Annotated in this window: 21 protein-coding genes and 1 tRNA gene; 13 read left to right on the top strand and 9 right to left on the bottom strand. The window is 47.6% G+C overall.

Annotated features, from left to right (window positions below; translation table 11 throughout):
- Positions 1 to 155: 155 nt before the first annotated feature.
- Positions 156 to 464: a helix-turn-helix domain-containing protein gene (locus NIA71_RS00400; protein ID WP_148396730.1), complete on the bottom strand. Its 309-nt coding sequence runs from the start codon at positions 462 to 464 to the stop codon at positions 156 to 158.
- Positions 465 to 703: 239 nt separating this feature from the next.
- Between NIA71_RS00400 and NIA71_RS00405 the strand changes: the two genes are divergently transcribed.
- Entirely contained in the window at positions 704 to 2,689 is a 1,986-nt protein-coding gene (locus tag NIA71_RS00405; RefSeq protein WP_253019353.1) for a fibronectin type III domain-containing protein, read from the top strand.
- Between the two features lie 123 nt (positions 2,690 to 2,812).
- Positions 2,813 to 3,541 carry an NAD-dependent protein deacylase gene (locus NIA71_RS00410; RefSeq protein WP_148396728.1) on the top strand — a complete coding sequence of 243 codons (729 nt, stop codon included), beginning with the start codon at positions 2,813 to 2,815 and terminating at the stop codon, positions 3,539 to 3,541.
- Positions 3,542 to 3,548: 7 nt separating this feature from the next.
- Here NIA71_RS00410 and NIA71_RS00415 read toward each other — a convergent pair whose 3' ends face one another.
- Positions 3,549 to 4,292, bottom strand: coding sequence for a ZIP family metal transporter (locus tag NIA71_RS00415; protein WP_227754846.1), 744 nt, complete (start codon positions 4,290 to 4,292; stop codon positions 3,549 to 3,551).
- Positions 4,293 to 4,388: 96 nt separating this feature from the next.
- Here NIA71_RS00415 and NIA71_RS00420 point away from each other — a divergent pair, with 96 nt between their 5' ends.
- Complete coding sequence (locus tag NIA71_RS00420; RefSeq protein WP_253019354.1) at positions 4,389 to 5,219, top strand: 4Fe-4S binding protein; 831 nt, start codon at positions 4,389 to 4,391, stop codon at positions 5,217 to 5,219.
- Between the two features lie 76 nt (positions 5,220 to 5,295).
- Here NIA71_RS00420 and NIA71_RS00425 read toward each other — a convergent pair whose 3' ends face one another.
- From NIA71_RS00425 to NIA71_RS00435, 3 genes are all read right to left on the bottom strand, one after another.
- Positions 5,296 to 5,445 (bottom strand): hypothetical protein, encoded by a 150-nt coding sequence (locus tag NIA71_RS00425; protein WP_227754848.1) that lies wholly within the window; start codon positions 5,443 to 5,445, stop codon positions 5,296 to 5,298.
- Positions 5,446 to 5,606: 161 nt separating this feature from the next.
- Positions 5,607 to 5,683, bottom strand: a tRNA-Arg gene (locus tag NIA71_RS00430).
- A gap of 291 nt (positions 5,684 to 5,974) precedes the next feature.
- Positions 5,975 to 6,874 carry a LysR family transcriptional regulator gene (locus tag NIA71_RS00435; RefSeq protein WP_148396725.1) on the bottom strand — a complete coding sequence of 300 codons (900 nt, stop codon included), beginning with the start codon at positions 6,872 to 6,874 and terminating at the stop codon, positions 5,975 to 5,977.
- Positions 6,875 to 7,102: 228 nt separating this feature from the next.
- Here NIA71_RS00435 and NIA71_RS00440 point away from each other — a divergent pair, with 228 nt between their 5' ends.
- From NIA71_RS00440 to NIA71_RS00455, 4 genes are all read left to right on the top strand, one after another.
- On the top strand, positions 7,103 to 8,353 hold the full coding sequence (locus NIA71_RS00440; protein WP_253019355.1) for an MFS transporter: 1,251 nt from the start codon (positions 7,103 to 7,105) through the stop codon (positions 8,351 to 8,353).
- Between the two features lie 309 nt (positions 8,354 to 8,662).
- Entirely contained in the window at positions 8,663 to 9,184 is a 522-nt protein-coding gene (locus NIA71_RS00445; protein ID WP_148396723.1) for a methyltransferase family protein, read from the top strand.
- 31 nt (positions 9,185 to 9,215) lie between these two features.
- Entirely contained in the window at positions 9,216 to 9,515 is a 300-nt protein-coding gene (locus NIA71_RS00450) for a DUF1330 domain-containing protein (RefSeq protein ID WP_253019356.1), read from the top strand.
- A 428-nt stretch (positions 9,516 to 9,943) separates the two neighbouring features.
- Positions 9,944 to 10,789 (top strand): pentapeptide repeat-containing protein, encoded by an 846-nt coding sequence (locus NIA71_RS00455; protein ID WP_253019357.1) that lies wholly within the window; start codon positions 9,944 to 9,946, stop codon positions 10,787 to 10,789.
- Between the two features lie 73 nt (positions 10,790 to 10,862).
- Here the strand turns inward: NIA71_RS00455 and NIA71_RS00460 are convergent, their stop codons facing one another.
- A complete protein-coding gene (locus NIA71_RS00460) occupies positions 10,863 to 11,294 on the bottom strand; it encodes a hypothetical protein (RefSeq protein ID WP_253019358.1) in 432 nt (143 codons plus the stop codon).
- Between NIA71_RS00460 and NIA71_RS00465 the strand changes: the two genes are divergently transcribed.
- From NIA71_RS00465 to carB, 5 genes are all read left to right on the top strand, one after another.
- Entirely contained in the window at positions 11,263 to 12,210 is a 948-nt protein-coding gene (locus tag NIA71_RS00465; protein ID WP_148396721.1) for a 2-hydroxyacid dehydrogenase, read from the top strand. The genes NIA71_RS00460 and NIA71_RS00465 overlap by 32 nt on opposite strands.
- A 15-nt stretch (positions 12,211 to 12,225) precedes the next feature.
- Positions 12,226 to 13,488: a D-serine ammonia-lyase gene (locus NIA71_RS00470; RefSeq protein ID WP_269478789.1), complete on the top strand. Its 1,263-nt coding sequence runs from the start codon at positions 12,226 to 12,228 to the stop codon at positions 13,486 to 13,488.
- A gap of 72 nt (positions 13,489 to 13,560) precedes the next feature.
- Entirely contained in the window at positions 13,561 to 14,019 is a 459-nt protein-coding gene (locus tag NIA71_RS00475; protein ID WP_148396719.1) for a PaaI family thioesterase, read from the top strand.
- Positions 14,020 to 14,271: 252 nt separating this feature from the next.
- Complete coding sequence (gene carA / locus NIA71_RS00480; protein ID WP_148396792.1) at positions 14,272 to 15,360, top strand: glutamine-hydrolyzing carbamoyl-phosphate synthase small subunit; 1,089 nt, start codon at positions 14,272 to 14,274, stop codon at positions 15,358 to 15,360.
- Entirely contained in the window at positions 15,353 to 18,529 is a 3,177-nt protein-coding gene (gene carB, locus NIA71_RS00485; RefSeq protein WP_148396718.1) for a carbamoyl-phosphate synthase (glutamine-hydrolyzing) large subunit, read from the top strand. Before carA ends, carB begins: the two co-directional genes overlap by 8 nt.
- Before the next feature lie 84 nt (positions 18,530 to 18,613).
- On the opposite strand, the gene mutM is transcribed toward carB, so the two are convergent.
- Positions 18,614 to 19,453, bottom strand: a complete 840-nt coding sequence (gene mutM, locus NIA71_RS00490) for a bifunctional DNA-formamidopyrimidine glycosylase/DNA-(apurinic or apyrimidinic site) lyase (RefSeq protein WP_253019359.1) — start codon at positions 19,451 to 19,453, stop codon at positions 18,614 to 18,616.
- Between the two features lie 39 nt (positions 19,454 to 19,492).
- Positions 19,493 to 20,041, bottom strand: a complete 549-nt coding sequence (locus NIA71_RS00495) for a YfcE family phosphodiesterase (protein WP_253019360.1) — start codon at positions 20,039 to 20,041, stop codon at positions 19,493 to 19,495.
- Between the two features lie 100 nt (positions 20,042 to 20,141).
- Between NIA71_RS00495 and NIA71_RS00500 the strand changes: the two genes are divergently transcribed.
- Positions 20,142 to 20,702, top strand: a complete 561-nt coding sequence (locus tag NIA71_RS00500; RefSeq protein ID WP_148396715.1) for a radical SAM protein — start codon at positions 20,142 to 20,144, stop codon at positions 20,700 to 20,702.
- 84 nt (positions 20,703 to 20,786) lie between these two features.
- On the opposite strand, the gene NIA71_RS00505 is transcribed toward NIA71_RS00500, so the two are convergent.
- Positions 20,787 to 20,966, bottom strand: coding sequence for a (2Fe-2S)-binding protein (locus NIA71_RS00505; protein WP_148396714.1), 180 nt, complete (start codon positions 20,964 to 20,966; stop codon positions 20,787 to 20,789).
- Positions 20,967 to 21,022 lie beyond the last annotated feature (56 nt).

Below are 21,022 nucleotides of genomic sequence, written 5' to 3' on the forward strand. Positions count from 1 at the left end.
TCCGCCTTTAACTTGATACTTTTTTTCACCCAGGAGCAACAAAAGAGAGCTTTTAAAGGTGCTGCCATTGATTCGTTAAGTAACAAAAGGACCAATTGGTCCTTGTTAAAGATGCATTGAAGTTTTCCAGAGGGTGATGCTGTACAAAAGGCGAACTATTTTTTCAAACCTTTGACAATTGCCGCAATGTGATTGAACTGATCGGGATCGATCTCCCTCAAATCATTCATCAGCTGGAGGATCTTTATGTCAGTAAACTGACTGCTATCGAAAAAATCTCTGGGCGTGATATCGAAGTATTCACAGATATAGAAAAACACCGTCATGGAAGGAAGCATCTGCTTATTCTCAATGCGGTTGATATAGGAAGCACTCTGGCCGATTGACAGGCTCATATCACGGGCAGACACACCCTTTTGAAGGCGCAGCTCCGTTAATCTGTTGGCAAAGAATTTTTCATACATGACAGTGTCCTCTCTATGCATATTATTGTAATATATGGAAGCAAAAATTGTGTAAATTCTCTGTATCTATATTCCTTGACAGCGTGCAGTATAAATATATATAATAAAATCGAATATATATTTTAAATATCAGTAATAAAAATCATAGAGAAGATCGCCGTCTTATATCTCTAAGAGGCGAACGACTTGTGATAAAAACGGGTATTGGCGCTATGCACTTATTAAGAGGAGGACATATTTTGAAAGTCAAAAAACGAATTAGTTTAGTTATTGCATTGATGATGCTGATGACGGTGTTTGCCGTTCCGATGCTGGCATACGGTAAAGAGAATAAAGTTAAGGCAACGCCGCGGTCGGAAGGAAGCGGGTTTTATATTACAAACAACTCAGCGGGAGAGGGAGATATTGACGATTTATATATGGACCTAAACGATAGCGTGCAGTTGTATTTATTTGAAATGAGCAGCCCAATAACCACTTTGCCAAGTGGGTGGTCTTGGAATTCTGCTGATACTGAAACGATCACAATAACATCCGATGGGATAATAAATGCTGTTTCCAGAGGTTATGCAAGTATAACGGTTACAGATGACGAGGGGAATATTCTGGCTGCGCTGAGGGTTTATTGCGGATATAATGAAAGCTCTGGCTATGTCGTTAAATCCGCCGAAGGGGGTTCCTTTGACAACAACCCCTATGTGGATGAGTACGAATCATTGTATACAACACTTGGTACTTCATCGGGAAACAACACAATGAAGTTAAAAGTTGGATCGGATGACGAAACAACAATTAACCAGACAGATTGGACTTGGGAAGTGACAAATGATGATGATAATGGAGATCAGATTCTTTCGTTGAGTGAAACAAATAGCAATGGCGTGACTGCTACTGGAAAACAAAGCGGAATTGTACAAGTTCGGGCCTTTAATGAAATTGACGATTATACGAAGGTGCTGACAATTTATGTTGGTGATGCTTACGATTGGTATCTTGTGGACGGAGCTGACAATCAAGAAGGTTTTGTTGGTGTTAATAACACACTGAATTTGTACTTAAAAACAATACCGGAAAACAGTGTAATTCCATCTGATTACAATGTAGCTGTGGAAGATATCGACGATAATCCAATTACAGGCGTAGTTAGGATTGATAAAAACGGGAACAAGATAGGAGTAACAGGATTAGCAGAAAGCGAGAGCGCTCTATGGATTTATGCGTATGTAGAAAAAGACGGTGATACGCGCTGGAGTCCTTCTTACTATTTGAGAGCAGGAAGTGAGCTGCTTTGGATAGATAAAGGTTCAGTTGATTGTCAATTCACCCTGTTTACAAAAAGCAAAACGGCAAAAGTTAGCAGCGTTTATGCTTATGACGATGCAGTCAAAACTTTGACAATTCCATCATCGGTAACGGCATCGAAGGACGATGTATATAATCCGGGAACATATACGGTTACTTCAATGAAGTCGGATCTGTTAGTTGGAGAGGATTTGAACAGCATTACGATTCCAAACACAGTAACCAGCATTGGCGCTTACGCTGTAGGTTATGATAAGTTTGAAAATTCATCGGGAAAAGAAATTTACTCTAAGATCCCAAACTTCATCATCTACGGCTACTCCCCAACCTCTGCCGCCGCAAACTATGCAGCAGCCAATGGTTTCCGCTATATCAATATCGGCTCAAAACCGGCCCAGACCATCAGCGGAGCAAGCTCGTTTACAAAAGCATACGGCAGCAAAGCTTTTAACTTGGGCGCAAGCGCTTCAAACGGCGGCGCTCTGACCTTCAGCTCCAGCAACACAAAAGTAGCGGCAGTCAGCGCGAGCGGCGTAGTGACCATTAAGGGCACAGGAAAAGCAACGATTACAATCACTGCTGCCGCCACAGACCTCTATGGAGGAGGAAGCAAAACTGTTAACATCACCGTTACACCGAAAAAGGTTGCCGGTATCAAAGCCAAAGCAGGAAAAAAGAGTATGACCGTCAGCTGGAAGAAAGACACCAAAGCCAGCGGCTATCAAATTACATATGCCCAGAAAAAGAATTTTAAAAAGGGTAAGAAAAACGTTACCATCAGCAAGAATAAAACAACAAAGAGAGCCATCAAAAAGCTCAAGTCCAAGAAGACCTATTATGTGAAAGTCCGAGCTTACAAGAAAGCCGGAAGCCAGAAACTTTACGGTGCATACAGCGCTGTGAAGAAGGTTAAAGTGAAGTAAAAGAAAATGGAAAGCTGCCTCTGGGGAAACCTGGGGGCAGTTTTGCTTCTCGAAGGATTAGTGGTATAATGACCCAATAGAGAAAACAAAGTTAGTGCGCGATGCGCATGCGAGGTGAACATCATGAGAAACAAAGAGTTTGTAAAAATCGTCGAAGAGAGCGAAAACATCGTGTTTTTCGGCGGCGCCGGCGTTTCCACAGAAAGCGGCATTCCTGATTTCCGCTCAGATGAGGGGATTTATAAAGCCTGGACCGAATACGGCCGCCCTTCGGAAGAGATTATTTGCCGTCCCTTCTTTGACAGAAAACCGGAGGTGTTTTTCGAGTATTACAGAAAAAACCTACTCTATCCGGAAGCCAAGCCCAATGAGGCTCATCGGGCGCTGGCGAGGCTGGAGCGGCAGGGAAAGGTCAAGGCGGTCATTACCCAGAATATCGACGGCCTCCATCAGGCGGCCGGCAGCAAAAACGTAATCGAGCTCCACGGTTCCGTTCTGAGAAACTACTGTATGAAATGCGGCTTGTCCCACAGCATGGAATACGTGCTGGAAGCGGACGGCGTGCCTCTGTGCCAGGCCTGCGGCGGCATTGTAAAGCCGGACATTGTCCTGTATCAAGAAGAAGTGGGAAGCGATGCGCTGGATCAGGCCATTGCAGCCATTAAGCAGGCAGAAACGCTCATTGTGGGCGGCACTTCCCTGGTGGTTTATCCGGCTGCGGGGCTGGTGGAGCATTTTCAGGGAAAGCATCTGATCTTAATCAATAAGTCCCAAACCCAGTACGACGAACGGGCCGATCTGGTGATCAATCATCCAATCGGTGAAGTTTTTGCCGGATTGTATGAGTTTTAGCCCTCGATCAGATATGCTGCATGAGCACCACCACAATGACTCCGGTAATGAGAGAAAAGGTGGCGGCCCGCTGATACCCATGTTCGTGGGATTCGGGAATGATTTCATCGCTGACCACGTAGACGATGGCGCCGAAAGTAAATGCGTAGAAAAACGATGAAAGCAGGGTTGGCAGGGCTCCCAGCAGGACTCCGGCCACGATTCCCGGGAGCATCATAAAGGCGATCAGCAAGCTGATTTTAAAGGCTTTTAGTCGTTTCATGCCCATCCCCAGAAGCGGAACAGCTACAATCAGACCCTCCGGTATTTTCTGCACGATCATAGATACGGCCACCATCACTGCGCTGTCGGTGAGGCCATCGCTGAAAACGATACCGGTGGCAAGCCCTTCGGGGATGTTGTGGATGGCAATGGCGATGATGAGCAGCAGGACTCTGCTGCCGTGGCCTTTTGTTTCGCTTTCCTTCATATGCCCGCCGTCAAAGTGGACATGGGGGACAAAGCGGTCGATGAGGCTGATTAAAAATGCCCCCGCAAAGACGCCGGCGGCGCCGGTTAAAACAGGGATCGGGCGAAACTGTTCAAAGGCCGTGGGAAGCAGGCCTAAAAAGGCAGCTGTAAGCATAACGCCGGAGGCAAAGCCCAAGATCATATCGTTGGCCCGGTGGGTGATTTTCTTGAAAATCAGACCGGCCAGGGAGCCGATGACGCTTGCCAGTATTACAAATAGACCGGCGATGATTCCGTACATGGGTATTCTCCAATCTGAATAATTTGATACTATTAGCAATTCCCGATTTCTTCCGTTTTTAAACGGTATGTTTTGATTAACCAGGGAGGCTGGAAAATGAAACATTTAAATGTGTTGGAAGCGAAGCTGACGGACTTTGTTTGTCAGGCTTCTGGAAACTACCTAAATGAAGAGAACGCTATCACAAAGGATTTGATCGGCCTGCGGATTTATGATGCTCCGCTGATCGGGGCGGCCCCAGTATCCGATGTTCTCTTTGAAGCGTTGAAAAAACCGGAGGCCATAGGAGAACATTTTATGCTGCCCAAGGATTGGATGCCGGAGGGCAGAACAGTGCTTTCCTTTTTTCTGCCTTACACAGAAGCTGTTAAGCTAGCTAATGCGAGAGATGGGCGGGAACCGGCCCCGGAATGGCTTCATGGGCGAATAGAGGGCCAATCATTTTTGACGGAAGCATGCGCTTATTTAAAAGACACCATTGAGCATATGAGCGGGACTGTGATTGTGCCGACATGGGATCCGCGTTTTTGGAAAAGTGAAACACCAAAGGGCGTGGAATTCCCGGATTACGAGTTTACCAGCAACTGGTCGGAGCGGCACATTGCCTTTGTCTGCGGCCTCGGAACCTTCGGCCTTTCGCGGGGGCTGATTACAAAGGCGGGAATCGCCGGCAGGTTCGCCAGCCTCATTACAGATTTGGAATTCGAACCTGTGCCCCGCGAATATGATGGACTCTATGATTATTGTACCAACTGCGGAGCTTGCATACGAAGATGTCCGGTGAATGCAATCTCTTTCGAAACGGGGAAAGCACACGAACCCTGTGCAAGCTTCCTGGACTATACGGAGGAAGCCTATGCGCCGCGCTATGGCTGTGGAAAATGCCAGACCGGCGTTCCTTGCGAAAGTGGAATTCCCGGAAAATAGCGGTTTGGCAGGGTAAAGCGGAGTTTGTGGCCGGTATCGCCGCAGACTCCGCCTTTTCTTTGGCTCCGGAAGCCACTTAATTGCGCACCCGTTTATTTCCAAGCAGCAGGACACAGGCAACAAGGCTGAGGGCAGCGATGGCGATGCATACTGCCCAGCCCAGATGCCACATGCCACGGGCTCCAAAGATAACTCCAACCAGCAAAGGTGCCGCAGGCATTCCCATATCGCCGGCGCCTCCTTTTTCAGTCGGCTTGGACCCGTCGCTGCTCAGCTGTCCGCCGGACAGCTGAACTTAACGCTCCGGCCCTTTCGGGTTCGAATCCCTTTAATTCTGTGAACACCAAATAAAAAAGCAATCTCACATTCGTAAGATTGCTTTTTATCTGGCGCGCCATTAGGGATTCGAACCCCAGACCTTCGCATTCGTAGTGCGCTACTCTATCCAGCTGAGCTAATGGCGCTTATTTTGTTACCGAAAACTATTATACAATAAAAGGGCATGCTGTGTAAAGCGAAATTTTAATTTTTCTTTCGTTTTCTCTAAAAGCTACAAGCTAGACTTACAAAGCCGATAGGAGGCTCTTGCTTGTAAAACCGCGCAGACGCAGAATACAGATTTCCTGAGGGACCGCAATAATTCGTTTATCGGCCATGCTTAGAACATATTTCATTTGACCTGCAATCTGCTGAACTTCGGCGCTTTACAGAACAGGCCAAATTCAGAATCGCCGGTTAAGCCTCCCGAGGGCACTCTACCGGCCCGCGCCGCAGGAAAACGAATCACACAAATCTAGAAACAGTTGCATAAGTGGGCTGATCCATTTGTTTTTGTGATGTGCGCAAACGGCAGTAATGTTTGTGCCTGAAATATCAGTTGGAATTTTCTCTAATTCACCACGATTTAATTCCTCTTTTACAGTAAATTCGGGGAGAAAGGAAACGCCCACATCGTTTTTAACAAGATTTTTGATTGTCGGAATGCTCCACAGCTCAATCGTATGGTCGAGAATGATTGACTTATCACGAAGATATTGTTCAAAAATCTGTCGAAATATGCAATTCGGTTCATTGATGATGAGAGGGGCCGGAATCGTTCTATCCGGTGTCACAAAATCCGGATACCTGTTTTTTATTTTAGGGGATGCTACCAAAACGACCGGATAATCCTCCAAACGCTTAACCGTAAGATTCGAGCCAAAGCCTCCCACGTCTTCATAGAACACGCCTAAATCTAACCTCCCGCTGAAAAGTTCATCCCGAATATCATAACAATTCATAGAGCGCAGGAACAAACGGGCTTTCGGCGCTTGCTTGTGAAATTCTTTCAATATAGCAGGGAGCTTGTAGCATAGCAAACTTTCGCCGATACCAATCTGGATGTCTCCCGGGCATTCCGATAAATGTTCGCCTAAAAAAGACAACTTATCCACAGACTGGAGAACTTCATCCACATAAGGAATTAAATGCTCTCCTGCCTTTGTCAAAACCATTTTTCTACCAATTTTTTCAAATAAAATTGTGGATAAGTCGCGTTCAAGTTGTTTCATTTGAAATGTAATTGTAGACTGTGTATAATTCAGCTTTTCAGCAGCTTTAGAAAAACCGCCTTCCTCAATAATTGTGCGAAATGTTCTTAACCCTCTAAGCTCCATTGGTCCCCCATCAAATACTTCAAAAAAAATGAATTATATCTATAAATATTTTGATTTGTTTGTTGTATTGCTGTGTGTTATTATAGCAGGCAAGAGAAGGAAGCGCAAGGATCAGTTTCCAAAATGTTCAGGAATACAAAATTCAGCAATCAGTAAGGTCCTATTTAGCAATAGGATAGGACGTATCTATATGTTTTGATATGCAACTTAAGAGAGGCGGCGTTATTCATGGGGCAATTTGAGATACAACGGGAAAAAATACATAAAATAGGTGCTTTTCAAATCATCGTCGTGGTGGCTGCGGCGTGCCTTGTTCACGGAGTTATGCAAGGAGTACACGATAATTACGGCATTATGTTGAATGGGCTTCTATCCATAACGCATGTCGATTATGCCGGTATCAGTTTTTGTATTGGCGCCGGAGCGCTGGTTTATGGATTTGCGCAACCGTTTCTCGGAATGCTGGCACTGCGGAAATCAAATGTTTTTGTGATTTTTATAGGCATTTTATTTACCATCGTTGGTTTGGCGATTACACCGTTGTGCCGGAATATATGTACGTTATTTATTTTCTTTGGCTTGGTTTTGCCCTTTGGGACAACAGGGCTCTGCTTCGGAATTGTTATGGGCGCGATCACACCGGTTCTTGGGGAACGTCGGGCAGCTATTGTATCCGGGATTGTACAAGCAAGCGCGGGAATTGGCGACGCTCTGATGTCTCCCGGACTGGAAAAGATGATTTCTGACTTTGGAGTTCGCACCGCCATGACAGTTACAGCAGTCCCTTTTCTTGTAATGGTTCCGGTCGCCCTCTGGCTGGGTAAAAAAAATAGGGCTTACACGGTTGCTGCAAGAGATAAAAAGACAATAGAGAATCAATCTCTTTCGTCCATTTTGAAAAATGCCTTTGTGGACAGGGATTACCGTTTGCTTTTGATTGGATTTGCCACCTGCGGTTTCAATATGTCTATTATTGAAAGCCACTTGTTTTCACAATACCTGTCCTATGGAATCTCTGGAAAAACAGCATCCTTAACGCTTACCGTATATGGGATTGCAACGATGACAGGCGCGGTAGTTGTAGGTTTTCTTGGCACAAAATTCCGTATGAAAAATATCCTTGGTTGTGTTTATGCCATGAGAGTATTGATTTCTTTGGCTTTTCTCATTTTACCCAAAACAGTGCCCTTCGCGTTCCTTGCTACAGCACTTCTGGGAATGAGCGGCGATGCTACTGTACCACCCACGTCAGGTATTATCAGCCGTAAATTTGGCGCGGAGAAAATGGCCGTTTTGTATGGGTTTACCTTGATCGGACATCAGATTGGAGCTTTTGCGAGCTCATATCTTGGAGGCATCCTTGTGAAAATGAATATGGGATATGATCCGCTATGGACAATCAATATGATTTTGGCTATAATCGCTTCTATCGCAAGTTTTTCTATTCGTAACAACAGAAATCCTATTGGGAATGTTTAGCGAGGGCAGGAACAAATATCTTGCGAACTTTGACCATTTCAGCCGCTTAATCATCGGCAATCTGAGCACAGAGCGTAATTCTGAATATGCGCTGGAACAGGTTTACAAGGCGATCGGCAGCCGGTAATTAAGCCGCCTGCCGTTCATTATCGCCATCAATCTACCGCTTGCGGAGTTGCAGGCGCTAAAGATTTAGCAAACGTTCAGATTACCGGTATATAGCGCCAATTCTCCAATTTTATGATATACTAACTACACTGGTTCATCCAAGAAACCAGGGTGCATCGGGGATAAGAAAGAGAGCAGCATATGCATGGGTTTTTGTTGTTGATACCATTTTTGTTAATCAGGTTTGGGCTGCTGTCCGTTTTGGACAAAAGCGCAATCAAACGCGCGGCTCATTTTCCGCCAATGATGGGGAAGGAAAGAGGGGCATATTGGATTTATCAGCTCTCAAATACTGCGATCATTGTGTACTTATGTTTTCTTTCCATTGCCGTAGATTTTTCTCCGCAATTTTACATTGGGCTCGTAATTTATATTCTGGGCTGCCTTCTCTGCACGGTTTCCATGATCAACTTCGCTGCGCCTTCAAATGGCGGGCCGCATAGCAATGGACTTTACCAGTGCTCCCGCAACCCTATGTATGTGTCCTATTTGATCTATTTTGCGGGATGTGCGCTGCTTACCCGATCCTGGCTGCTGGGCGGATTTGTTTTAATCTTTCAGATCGCATCCCATTGGATCATTCTCGCAGAAGAACGGTGGTGCCTGGAACAATTCGGTCAAACATACCGCCAGTATATGAATCGCGTGAGGCGATATATTTAAAAGGTAGAAAAACGGCAAGGAGGAATCAAGCATGGCATGGTATTTTATCGTCGACACCTATATCGACGAACAAAGAGGGCGCGGAGAATACGACGACTATATCCGCGAGGTGAAACCAATCGTTGAACATTACGGAGGCGTATATCTGGCAAGAATGGATACACCCTGCAGTCTTTCGGAAAAAAGGCAGCCGCAGCGCGTCATTATCGTCCGATTTGATACAAGAGAGCAGCTGGATCAATGTTTTTCCTCCAGTGAATATAAAGCCATCATGTCAAAGCGTACCGGCAGCGTTGACAGTAGAGCGGTCATAGTGGAAGGGCTTGTATAATCGCGAATTTCCATTTATATTCGAAATGCAGTGATTTGGACACAATGTCCAAATAAATTCGGACTGTGGCTGGGTTTATGCGGCTAAAACAGGGTGAATGCGGAGCTTTTCCTGAAATGGCTAGCGCAAACTTTTCTTGACTGGACTTACAAATCAAAACACTGGCTTATAGGCTGCCAAAATGGAAATAACCTTGTATAATAACAAAGCATTTGTCAGGAATTGCAGCCTGTAGGCGTTGGAAAAATCTCAACAATAAGTTAAAAGTGATACATTGTTGAACGAATTGTCTCATTCGACAATTTTCGACATTGCACCTCTCGGCAAAGCCGCATTAATTAATCAAGATATTCTATCAACTTATGCTCATATCCGATATAATATAGGTAAAGATGGTTACTGACAGGTAAAGAAAAAAGGAGATCGCGATGGATCGGAATATACATATGGAAAATCAATTTGAGGACCTGCGTGCCCAACTTCACATCGACTGCGGGAAATGCTGCGGCCTTTGCTGCACAGCTTTATATTTCTCAAAGTCCGAAGGCTTTCCCAGCAATAAAAAGGCGGGAAAACCGTGTCCGAATCTTCTTTCCGATTTCCGCTGCAAGATTCACTCTCAGCTTTCACAAGAGGGCCTGAAAGGCTGCATCGCATATGATTGCTTTGGTGCCGGGCAGAAGGTGACACAGATGATTTACAGCGGATCCGCCTGGAAAACCATGCCGCCGGATCGCGCGCAGGAAATGTTCGACGTTTTCATACGGGTTTATCAGCTGCACCAAATTCTTTGGTACCTGATCGAAGCCCTATCTTTGACAGCCGCACAAAAGCATAAAAACGAACTGAAAGGACTCATCCTAAAAATTCAGACGACCGTGGGAAACTCTCCGGCAGATATCTGCAGCTGTGATATCGAAGCATACCGGAAAAGGGTCAATCATGTGCTGAAGGAAGTCGGCGACAGCGTTGGCGAGTCAGTTGGCGGGAATAAGACCGGAAAATTGGATGAAAGCGAATATCTTGGCAGACAATTTGGCAAGGCCGATTTGAGCGGACAGGATTTTTCCATGGCGCTGATGATAGCCTCTGACCTGAGCGGATGCAAACTACGGGGAACGAATTTTCTGGGAGCGGATCTGCGGGATACTGACCTGAGCAATGCGGATCTGAGCGAAAGCATTTTCCTGACACAGATGCAGATCAACGAAGCAAAAGGCAATAAACATACCCGTCTGCCTGATTGGCTGGAGCGGCCGGACCACTGGAAATAGAAGGGGTTGTGTTGCAGGTGATAGGACGGTGAAACTTTCATCAAGGGAAAAAATAAAAAATTTAGTTTTAAATTTACGCATTTTTCAACGATTGAACCCCATCAAAATCAGTTGTCAACAGCTGACCAAGCTTTCTTGCCATATCAGGCCCCGCAAACCCATAACTTTGCGTAAAAACAGACAAGTTTTTCGAAAAGTTTCCGATTCCATCGCCATCGCCATCTCCACCCCCCCTTGCACCCGAAGCCGCCTCCGCAAACTCGCCGCGCCCATTCTTGCAAACCGACCTGTCACTTGATATAATAAACACTAAGCAAATCCTGGAAAACAGATTTTGCAATGGCGCGGAATGCTTTTCGTCCATCACATCCATGGGAAAAGGCCCCGGATGCCAAACAACAACAATAGATCCAGCTGCGGCCGCTTTGCCGCGGACTGTATCCAACAAGGATAAGAACAGGAGGATAAACAAGATGAAAATCGTATTGCTGGAATCTTTGGCCATCAGCCAAGAACTTCTCGACCAATATATACAGCCCCTCAAGGCAGCGGGCCACACCTTTGAATCCTATGAGCGGGAGGACGACCTCAGCCTGCAGATTGAGCGGGCGAAGGATGCGGATATACTCATAATCGCCAATATGCCGCTGAAAGGGCAAGTGATCGAAAACTGCCGGAACCTGAAGTTGATCGATGTCGCCTTTACAGGCGTGGATCATGTGGATTTGGAAGCGGCAAAAAAGCAAAGGATCGCAGTAAGCAATGCTTCCGGCTACTCCAACGATTCGGTGGCCGAGCTGACATTGTGCATGATGCTTTCTCTTCTGAGAAACGTTCCTCAGGTCGATGAGCGTTGCCGCGCCGGAAAGACCAAAGACGGTCTTGTCGGCAGCGAACTGAGGGGAAAGACAGTAGGCATCATCGGTACCGGCGCCATCGGTACCAGAGTGGGCGAACTGTGCCGCGCGTTTGGCTGCAAGACCATCGCATATAACGGATTTTCTAATAAACTCAGCACCCAAGAGATGGAATACATGCCCCTGGAGGAAATGCTCTGTCAGTCGGATATCGTCACACTTCACTGCCCGGTGACCGAACAATCCAAGAATATCATTAACAAAGCTTCGATCTCGGCCATGAAGGACGGAGCGATCCTAATCAATGCGGCCAGAGGCCCGGTCGTGGACTCGCAGGCTCTGGCAGATGCTTTGAAGAGCGGCAAGCTGGCTGGCGCGGGCATCGATGTATTTGAAAAAGAACCTCCACTGGATACGGAGCATCCTTTGCTGCATGCCCCCAATACCATCGTCACGCCCCACGTGGCATTTGCAACAGAAGAATCTATGAAAAAACGAGCCAGGATCGTCTTTGAAAACATCGATCAATGGCTGGCGGGAAATCAGATCAATCGAATCCTTTAATGACAGGAGAATATTATGGAACTTGAAGCACGGATAAAGGAATGGCCGCTGATCGGACCTATGAGCGAGTACCGGGAAATCTATTGGGGAAATCCCAGGTATGGCCAAAAAGCGCAGCTGCCTTTTACAATGGATGATATTGACGATGCGGAGGCTAGACTAAAGAGGTTTGCTCCCTATATAAAAAAGGCTTTTCCAGAAACCCGGGAAATGGGCGGAATCATCGAATCACCGCTGCGGGAAATCCCCGAGATGGCAAAGGCGCTCAATATTGAAGGCAGGTTGTTTTTAAAATGTGACAGCCACCTGCCGGTATCCGGCTCCGTGAAAGCCCGGGGAGGCATCTATGAAATTTTAAAGCTGGCGGAAGCCATCGCCATGGAGCAAGGGATGCTGTCGCTGACCGACGACTACGGCAAACTGACGGAAGAATCTTTTCGCAGGCTTTTTTCCCAATACAGCGTGGCAGTGGGCTCCACCGGCAATCTGGGACTTTCCATCGGCATCATCAGCGCAAAGCTGGGATTCAAAGTGACCGTACATATGTCGGCCGACGCCAGACAATGGAAGAAGGATCGTTTAAAAGAAAGAGGCGTTACCGTAGTAGAATATGAAGACGATTATCAGCGGGCGGTGGCGGAAGGCCGGGCAGCGGCTGAGAAAGACCCAAGCTGCCACTTTGTGGATGATGAGAACTCGCAAGATTTGTTCCTGGGTTATGCGGCATCAGCAAAACGCCTGCAAGTCCAGCTGGAGAGACAGCATATATCCGTGGATGAACAGCATCCGCTGTTTGTTTATCTGCCCTGCGGAGTAGGCGGTGCTCCCGGCGGCATAACCTTTGGCCTCAAAACTGTGCTTGGACCCCATGTCCATTGCATTTTCGCAGAGCCGACTCATGCTCCCTGCATGACCCTAGGCATGATGACCGGCCTCCACGACCGGATCAGCGTCAGCGATATCGGGCTGGACGGCAGGACGGCAGCAGACGGATTGGCAGTGGGCCGTCCTTCCAAGCTGGTGGGGAACGTGGTGAGCACCTTGGTCCAAGGCTGCTATACGGTGGATGACGCCAAGCTCTATCGATATCTAAAGCTGCTGTGGGATGAGGAAAACATACAGATCGAACCTTCCGCCTGTGCGGGATTTGAAGGTCCGGTACATATGTTAATCAACGAACGATATTCCCCGACCCATATCGTATGGGCGACAGGGGGCAGTATGGTGCCTGGGGACGAAATGGAGCGTTACTATCAAAGAGGAGCGGAACTGGTGTAGTCTCCGGCGGATTTTGCCGCACGCCGAACCAATCAATCCTGCACCAGGATATATAGATTAAGGAGGTTTTCTATGGACGGACAAACACAAATGGAAGCATATTTAGACAAAACGATGCATGAAAATAACATAGGCCAGGAAAAGACCATCAATGGAATGATGAAATCGATCAAGGTCGGATGCTCTTATGAAGAGAAATCCATTTCTCTGGGATTTCCGGTTCTGGAGTGGCAGGCCAACCGGGCAGGAATGATGCACGGAGGGGCCATCTGCATAGCTTTCGATATGACTGCGGCTGCGATCGCCAGATTCTGCGCCGGCAAAAATTACGCGCCCACCATCAGCCTTGATGTGAAATATATTCGCCCCATCAAGCTGGGCGATACCCTGATCGTAACGGCCAAAGCCACTGCGGCCGGCCGGCGGATTACGCAGATCGTCTGCGAGGCCGTGAGTAAAGATACCGGAAAGCTGGCGGCAACGGCCGCCACGGTATACATGAACGTGGACACTACAAAAGAAAATCGCTAGGTGAATGGTAAAGAGCACGTCGGAGCAGAAGAACAGCCAAACTGTTTGAAAATTTCTAAAGCTTTCGCCCGAGGGGCTCTTTTTGTGCGCAAAAGACGAATGCCAGACAATTCTACAAGAATAATTTATTCAATCATGAATTTTTTGTGATTTCATACTTGAATAAACATAAAATGAGATGTATAATTATCTGAATAAAAAATTAAGAAGAGAATAAAAAGGATGAAGACAATGGACAACAAAAAAGAAAAAATGGAGGGCCTGCTGTATCTGGAGGACGGATCCGTTTATAAAGGACATGGTTTCGGATTCAAGGGCACTGCAGTGGGGGAACTGGTATTCAATACCTCTATGACGGGTTATCAAAAGATTTTGACCGACCCGTCCTATAAAGGACAGGTCATTACAATGACCTATCCGCTGATCGGCAATTATGGCATCAGCAAGATTGATAACGAATCCGGCGGTATTCACGCATTCGGTCTTGTAATCAAAGACCTGTGCAGGCAGCCGTCCAACAGCAACAGCATTGAAAGCCTGGATGAATGGCTTGTGGAACATAAAACACCGGGGATCTGGGGTGTGGATACGAGAAAGATCACCAAAAAAATTCGTACCGAGGGTACTGTAAAATGCGTGATCAGCAACCAGGGAATCTCCATTGAAGAGGCAAAACATCTATGCGAGACCAACTCCCTGAGAGGGGACTGGATGAAAAGTGTTTCAACGACAGAGCGGATCACCCTGGGGCAGGGCGGTCAATATAAGGTGGCAGTTCTGGACTTCGGAGTTAAATTGAGTATACTTAAAGCACTCATGAAGCGGGGCTGCCAGCTGGAAATGTTTCCTTACGGAACGCCGGCGGCGGAAATTCTCGAATATCAGCCTGACGGCATCTTTTTAACCAATGGTCCCGGGGACCCGGAGGAAGCAGCAGAAGCAGTCCAGGAAACGGCGATTTTGCTGAGAGATGCAGGGGTACCTGTTTTCGGAATTTGTATGGGGCATCAGATTCTGGCTTTGGCCGCAGGAGGAAAGACCTACAAACTCAAATACGGCCACAGGGGCGGCAACCACGGTGTCTACGATAAAGATACGAAACGCTCTTACATAACCTCCCAGAACCACGGCTATGCGGTAAAGATGGAAAGCATCATGCTCAACGGCCTGGAAGTAACCCATTTGAACCTGAACGACGGAACGGTAGAAGGGATGGAACACAGAGATCTTCCCGTTTTTTCCGTGCAGTTTCACCCGGAAGCATCACCCGGGCCCAATGACAGCGCTTATCTCTTCGACAAATTTGTAACTCTGATGAAAGGTGGTAAGGAACATGCCTAGAAAAGCTTCTTTAAATAAATTACTCATCATTGGTTCGGGTCCTATCATCATCGGCCAGGCGGCGGAATTCGACTATGCCGGCACACAGGCATGCAAAGCGATCAGAGAAGAAGGGATCGAGACCATTTTGGTCAACAGCAATCCGGCGACCATCATGACCGATAAAGGCATCGCCGACAAAGTATATATGGAGCCCCTGACCGAGGAGGCTCTTGACAAAATCCTGGAAAAAGAGCGGCCCGATGGAATTCTGGCCGGATTCGGCGGACAGACGGGGCTAAATCTGGCGATGGCTCTGGAAGAACACGGCATCCTGGAAAAATACGGGGTGAAGCTTTTGGGGGTCAATCGGGAAAGCATTGAAAAGGCTGAAGACAGAGAAGAATTCAAAAAACTCATGCAGGAAATCGGCGAGCCTATCCCGCCGAGCATCATAGCTACCAGTATGGAGGAGTGCTATCAATTCGTAGAGAAAATCGGATACCCGGTGATTATCCGCCCGGCCTACACGCTGGGAGGGACCGGCGGCGGCGTGGCAACCAATGACGACGAGTTAAAGCTCCTCTGTCAGCGGGGAATGGAAAACAGCGCCATCGGCCAGATCCTGCTGGAAAAATCAGTAGCCGGGTGGAAAGAAATTGAATATGAGGTTATCCGCGACAGCAGAGATAACTGCATCATCATCTGCAGCATGGAAAACCTGGACCCAGTGGGCGTACATACAGGAGACAGCATTGTCGTGGCGCCGACACAGACGCTGCGTGATGAAGAATACCAGATGCTGAGGGATTCCTCAGTAAAAATCATCCGCAGCCTGGAAATCGAGGGCGGCTGCAACGTTCAGTTCGCGCTCAACCCGGATAATGGAGAGTACATTGTAATTGAAGTAAACCCAAGGGTAAGCCGTTCTTCGGCTCTGGCATCCAAAGCGGCGGGCTACCCCATCGCCAAGATCGCGGCCAAGATTGCCCTGGGCTATAATCTGGACGAACTGAAAAACTACGTTACCCATGAAACCAGCGCCTGCTTTGAACCGGTGTTGGACTACTGCGTGGTCAAATTCCCCAAATGGCCCTTTGACAAGTTCCGCACCGCTTCCAGAAAGCTGGGAACCCAGATGAAGGCCACCGGGGAAGTCATGTCCATTTGCAGAACCTTTGAAAGTGCCCTTCTGAAAGCCCTTACTTCGGTGGAAATCAAATGCGACGGACTGCGCATCCCCTTCGTCACCAATCTGGACGACGAAAAGCTGATGGAAAAGCTGGCCGCCTGTGACGATGAACGAATTTTCTGCATCGCGGAGGCCCTCAGAAGAGAGCTGATCGATGTGGAAGGGCTCTATCAGCTTTTGCGCATCGACCGCTGGTTCCTCAACAAGATTAAAGGGATCATTGACTTGGAAAGGACGCTCAAAACCCAGCCACTTACAAAGGAACTGCTCTACGAAGCGGAGTCCAGAGGTTTTACGGACAGCGAAATCCTCGGCCTTTCCGGCGTGCCCAGGGAAGTCCTGCAGGACATCCGTATTTATAACGATATCTTCCCGGTCTATAAAATGGTCGATACCTGCGGCGGCGAGTTCGATGCAGCCACCCCTTATTATTACTCCTGCTACGATGCGGAAGATGAGGTGGAGGTCAGCGATGAAGAAAAAATTCTGGTCATCGGTTCGGGACCGATTCGGATCGGCCAGGGGATCGAATTCGACTACTGCTGTGTGCAAGGCGTATGGGCCATCAAGGATCTGGGCTATGAAGCAATTATTATGAATAATAACCCGGAGACGGTAAGCACTGACTTTGATACTTCTGATAAGCTGTATTTTGAGTCTCTTCATATTGATAACGTTATGAACGTGATTAAAAAGGAACGCCCCTACGGTGTCATCCTCCAATTCGGCGGTCAGACATCGCTGAATCTGGCGGAAAAGCTCAACAGCCGGAGCATCAACATTTTGGGAACGCCCTATAAATATATCGACCTGGCAGAGGATCGGGAAAAGTTCTGCGATCTGCTGGATGAGCTGGGTATCGCTGTTCCCCAGGGACTGGCAGTAACTACTGCAGAGGAAGCATTCGCTGCAGTTGAAAAGCTGGGCTACCCGCTGGTTGTACGGCCGTCCTATGTCATCGGCGGCAGAGCTATGCAGGTCGTATACAGCGATGTGGAGCTGAAGCGGTATCTGAAGGAAGCTGTTTCGATCTCCACCGAGCACCCTGTTCTCATTGATAAATATGTTCAGGGAAAAGAAATCGAGGTCGACGCCATTGCTGACGGAGAGGATGTACTCATCCCGGGCATCATGGAGCACATTGAACGGACCGGCGTCCATTCGGGAGATAGTATCTCCGTTTACCCCCATTTCACCCTTTCCAAAGAAGTGGAGGATACGCTGATCGACTACACCAAGCGGATCACAAAAGCCCTCAATGTGGTCGGTCTGGTGAATATTCAGTATGCGTACGACGGCCAAAAAATCTACGTGATCGAAGTGAATCCGAGAGCATCGAGAACTGTGCCGATTTTGAGCAAGGTAACGAAGGTGCCGATGGTTAAACTGGCCGTGGCTGCCATGCTGGGCCATAAGCTGAAGGATTCGGAATATGGAACCGGCCTCTATAAACGGGCGGACTACTACGCGGTCAAGGTTCCGGTATTCTCCAATGCCAAACTGACCAACATGGATATGGCTCTTGGACCAGAAATGAAATCAACGGGTGAGGTGCTGGGAATGGATGCGGATTTGAGCAAGGCGATCTACAAGGGTTTCTTGGCCGCCAATATGAAAATCCCCACAGAGGGCAATATTTTCGTCACATTGAGAGATCCGGATAAAAACGCGGCAACTGCGAAAACCCTCAAACGGTACGAGCAGGCTGGATTCAAGCTGTATGCTTCTGAGGGTACGGGCACCTTTATGAAAGAAGCCGGCATTGGGGCAGAAGTGATTTCCTATGAACAGGCAAAAGAGATGATCGGTGAAGAGATTAAAATGGTCATCAATACACCGAAAGTCGCCAACCGGCCGGAAAGCGACACTTTCCCCATCAGGCGCAAAGCAATCGAGCGGGGGCTGCCGGTGCTGACCTGTCTGGACACAGCTGCGGCATTTCTGATTGCCATCAATCTGAAACAAAAAGGTGTAGAGCTGGATTATAAAGTGATGTAATTCTGACTAAAATTCGTGTAATCCCAGACGCCGGGCGGCTGCATGCGGCAGCCCCTTGGCGTTCGGCTGATCTATTCGCCGCAGCTATAGCTGCGGTTCTTTTTTTTGGCAGCTGGGACAAAAGACACTGGACCTGCCAGCCAGCACCATCTTTTCAAGGGGGCGGCCGCAGATCGGACAAGGTTCCTTTTGACGGCCATACACCTGCAGATACGGCGCGTTGCGATATTCCATCCCTCTTGCGGATAAGTAATCTTCTGCGGAAATGTCATTTTTCTCGATGAAATCTGTCAGTATTCGGGGAATATGATCGGCAAGCCGGCCGCATTCCTGGGCTGTCAGGCTCTTGGCTGTACGGCCGGGGAAAATGCCGGACGCAAAGAGAATTTCATCGGCATAGATATTGCCGATTCCTGCCAATAGGCTTTGGTCAAGCAGACACTCTTTAATCGTTTTTTTTCTGGTTGAAAATCGAATTTGCAGATATTCACCCGTTAACCCGGCATCAAAGGGCTCCGGTCCCAGCCGATGGATTCCTGTAATCGTATCCTCTTCATCCCACTTTAAGAACCAAAGGCGGCCGAAACGGCGGGGATCGATGTAACGGAGCTGACTGCCGTCATCCAGGTCAAAGACTGCATGGGTATGCTTTGCTTTTTCATAGTCAGGCGGGGTGACGAGGAGACAGCCGGTCATACGCAAATGCAAAACCATGCGGTCATTCTTTTCAAAAAAAATGCATAAAAATTTCCCGCGGCGGCTCATCCCGGCCACAGTTTGTCCGCAAACGCTGGTACAGAATGCCTTGGCATCGGGATAGCCGATCACTTGCTGATTGCCGATCTCGATGCTGACAATTTTTCGCCCTTTTATTTGAGGCTCGATGACGCGACGTACCGTTTCTACTTCTGGCAATTCTGGCATGATTTAATTCCTCCATAAAATTTTTTCGTTGTCTGCCGTTTAAAACCGATCGCTGTTATTGAGCATATCCCGCAGCCGCCCGCTTGCGGGAGGCTTCTTCTTTGGAATGAGTCTGGAATAATAGACAATAGCGCAGTGAAATTCTTTTGGAGAGGTATGGATAATGGCGTAAGAACCATCGCTGCCGTCCCTGGGCATGGAAAGGCTGCCGGGATTGACCAGGTGAATTCCGTTTGCTTCTTCGTATGCTGGCCTGTGGGTGTGGCCGAAGAGCACCGCCTTGCAATCGAGCTCCTGGGCCCGATAGACCAGATTCAGCGGAGATATTTTCACGTGATCCATGTGTCCGTGGGTCAGAAGAAGCTTTCCATATTCCGTTTCAAGGATTCGGTAGTCTTCCGAACTGTAGGAGCCGTCCATATTTCCCTTGACAAAGACAACTTCCGTCTCCAGCTCCTTTTCTAGACGTTTGGCATCTTCAATATAATCTCCCAAATGAACGACCAGATCCACATCGGTCAGCTTGCTCCAGACCTGGGTGACCTTGGATGTCTTTCCATGGGTATCGCTAATTACAAAGATTTTCATATGGTAACCTCCAATAAAGGGATTGTAACATAAGATGAACCAGTTGACTAGATCCGGAGGATAGAGTAAAATTGTTTTGTCTGAGTTAGAGGAGGTAAAGATGAAAATTGAACTGAAGGAAAACGGTCAGCCGTCCAAGGAAGAAATTCTGCAAATGGGACAAGGGCAAAAGCAGGTGATTCTCGCCGGCGAGGAGCCCCTGAACCGCGTGGGGATTGTGGATATCGTAAAAAAGCTGCAGGCAGAGGAAATCTACATAGAAACGGACGGACAAAAGCTGGAATCCATGGCGGAAAAGCTGAAAAAAGCAGGTCTGGCAGGTGTGATCATTAAGGTAAATACCATGCGTTATACCCGCTACAAAAGCAGCAATGACGGCAAAGATTTGGCAAACGTTGTCGATGGAATCAATAGTGCGGTTGGTCATCAATTGAAAGTGAGGCTGCAGGTTTCGCTGGAAAAGGGATTTAGTGATGATGAGGTTCTGGATTTCGTACAGCTGACCTTTCAGCATGACTATGAAATCGTCTTTATGCCAACCATGCCCTATGAAGACATCAAGGCCAAGATGCGTCTGCATCCCGCAAGCGGCGAATACGGCGAAATCGAAATGTTCAAATACGCTGGAGCCAGAGGAAAGCTCGGTTTTTTAAAACAATAAAAAAGAAAAGAGGCTGATGCACGAAGGCAATGATCCTACGTGCTCAACCTCTTTTTGTGTTTCAGGCCTCGCCTGTACGGCTTTCTACTTTACGACCAGTCTGTCCAGGATCTCTTCAATCCTTTCAATACAGCCGCCGCAAACAGAACCAGCTTCCGTTTCTTCCAAAATATCCTCATAGGTCTGCGCACCATTGTCAATGGCATCTTCGATTTTTCCATAGGATACGGATTTGCAGATACAAACTAAGTCATTTCTGTCCATGATCGGTCTCCTTTTCCTTGTATTTCTATATACATACAATAACCCGATCACAAAAT

Origin of the sequence: Ihubacter massiliensis, assembly GCF_024125305.1 — a bacterium.
Taxonomy (GTDB): domain Bacteria; phylum Bacillota; class Clostridia; order Peptostreptococcales; family Anaerovoracaceae; genus Hominibacterium; species Hominibacterium faecale.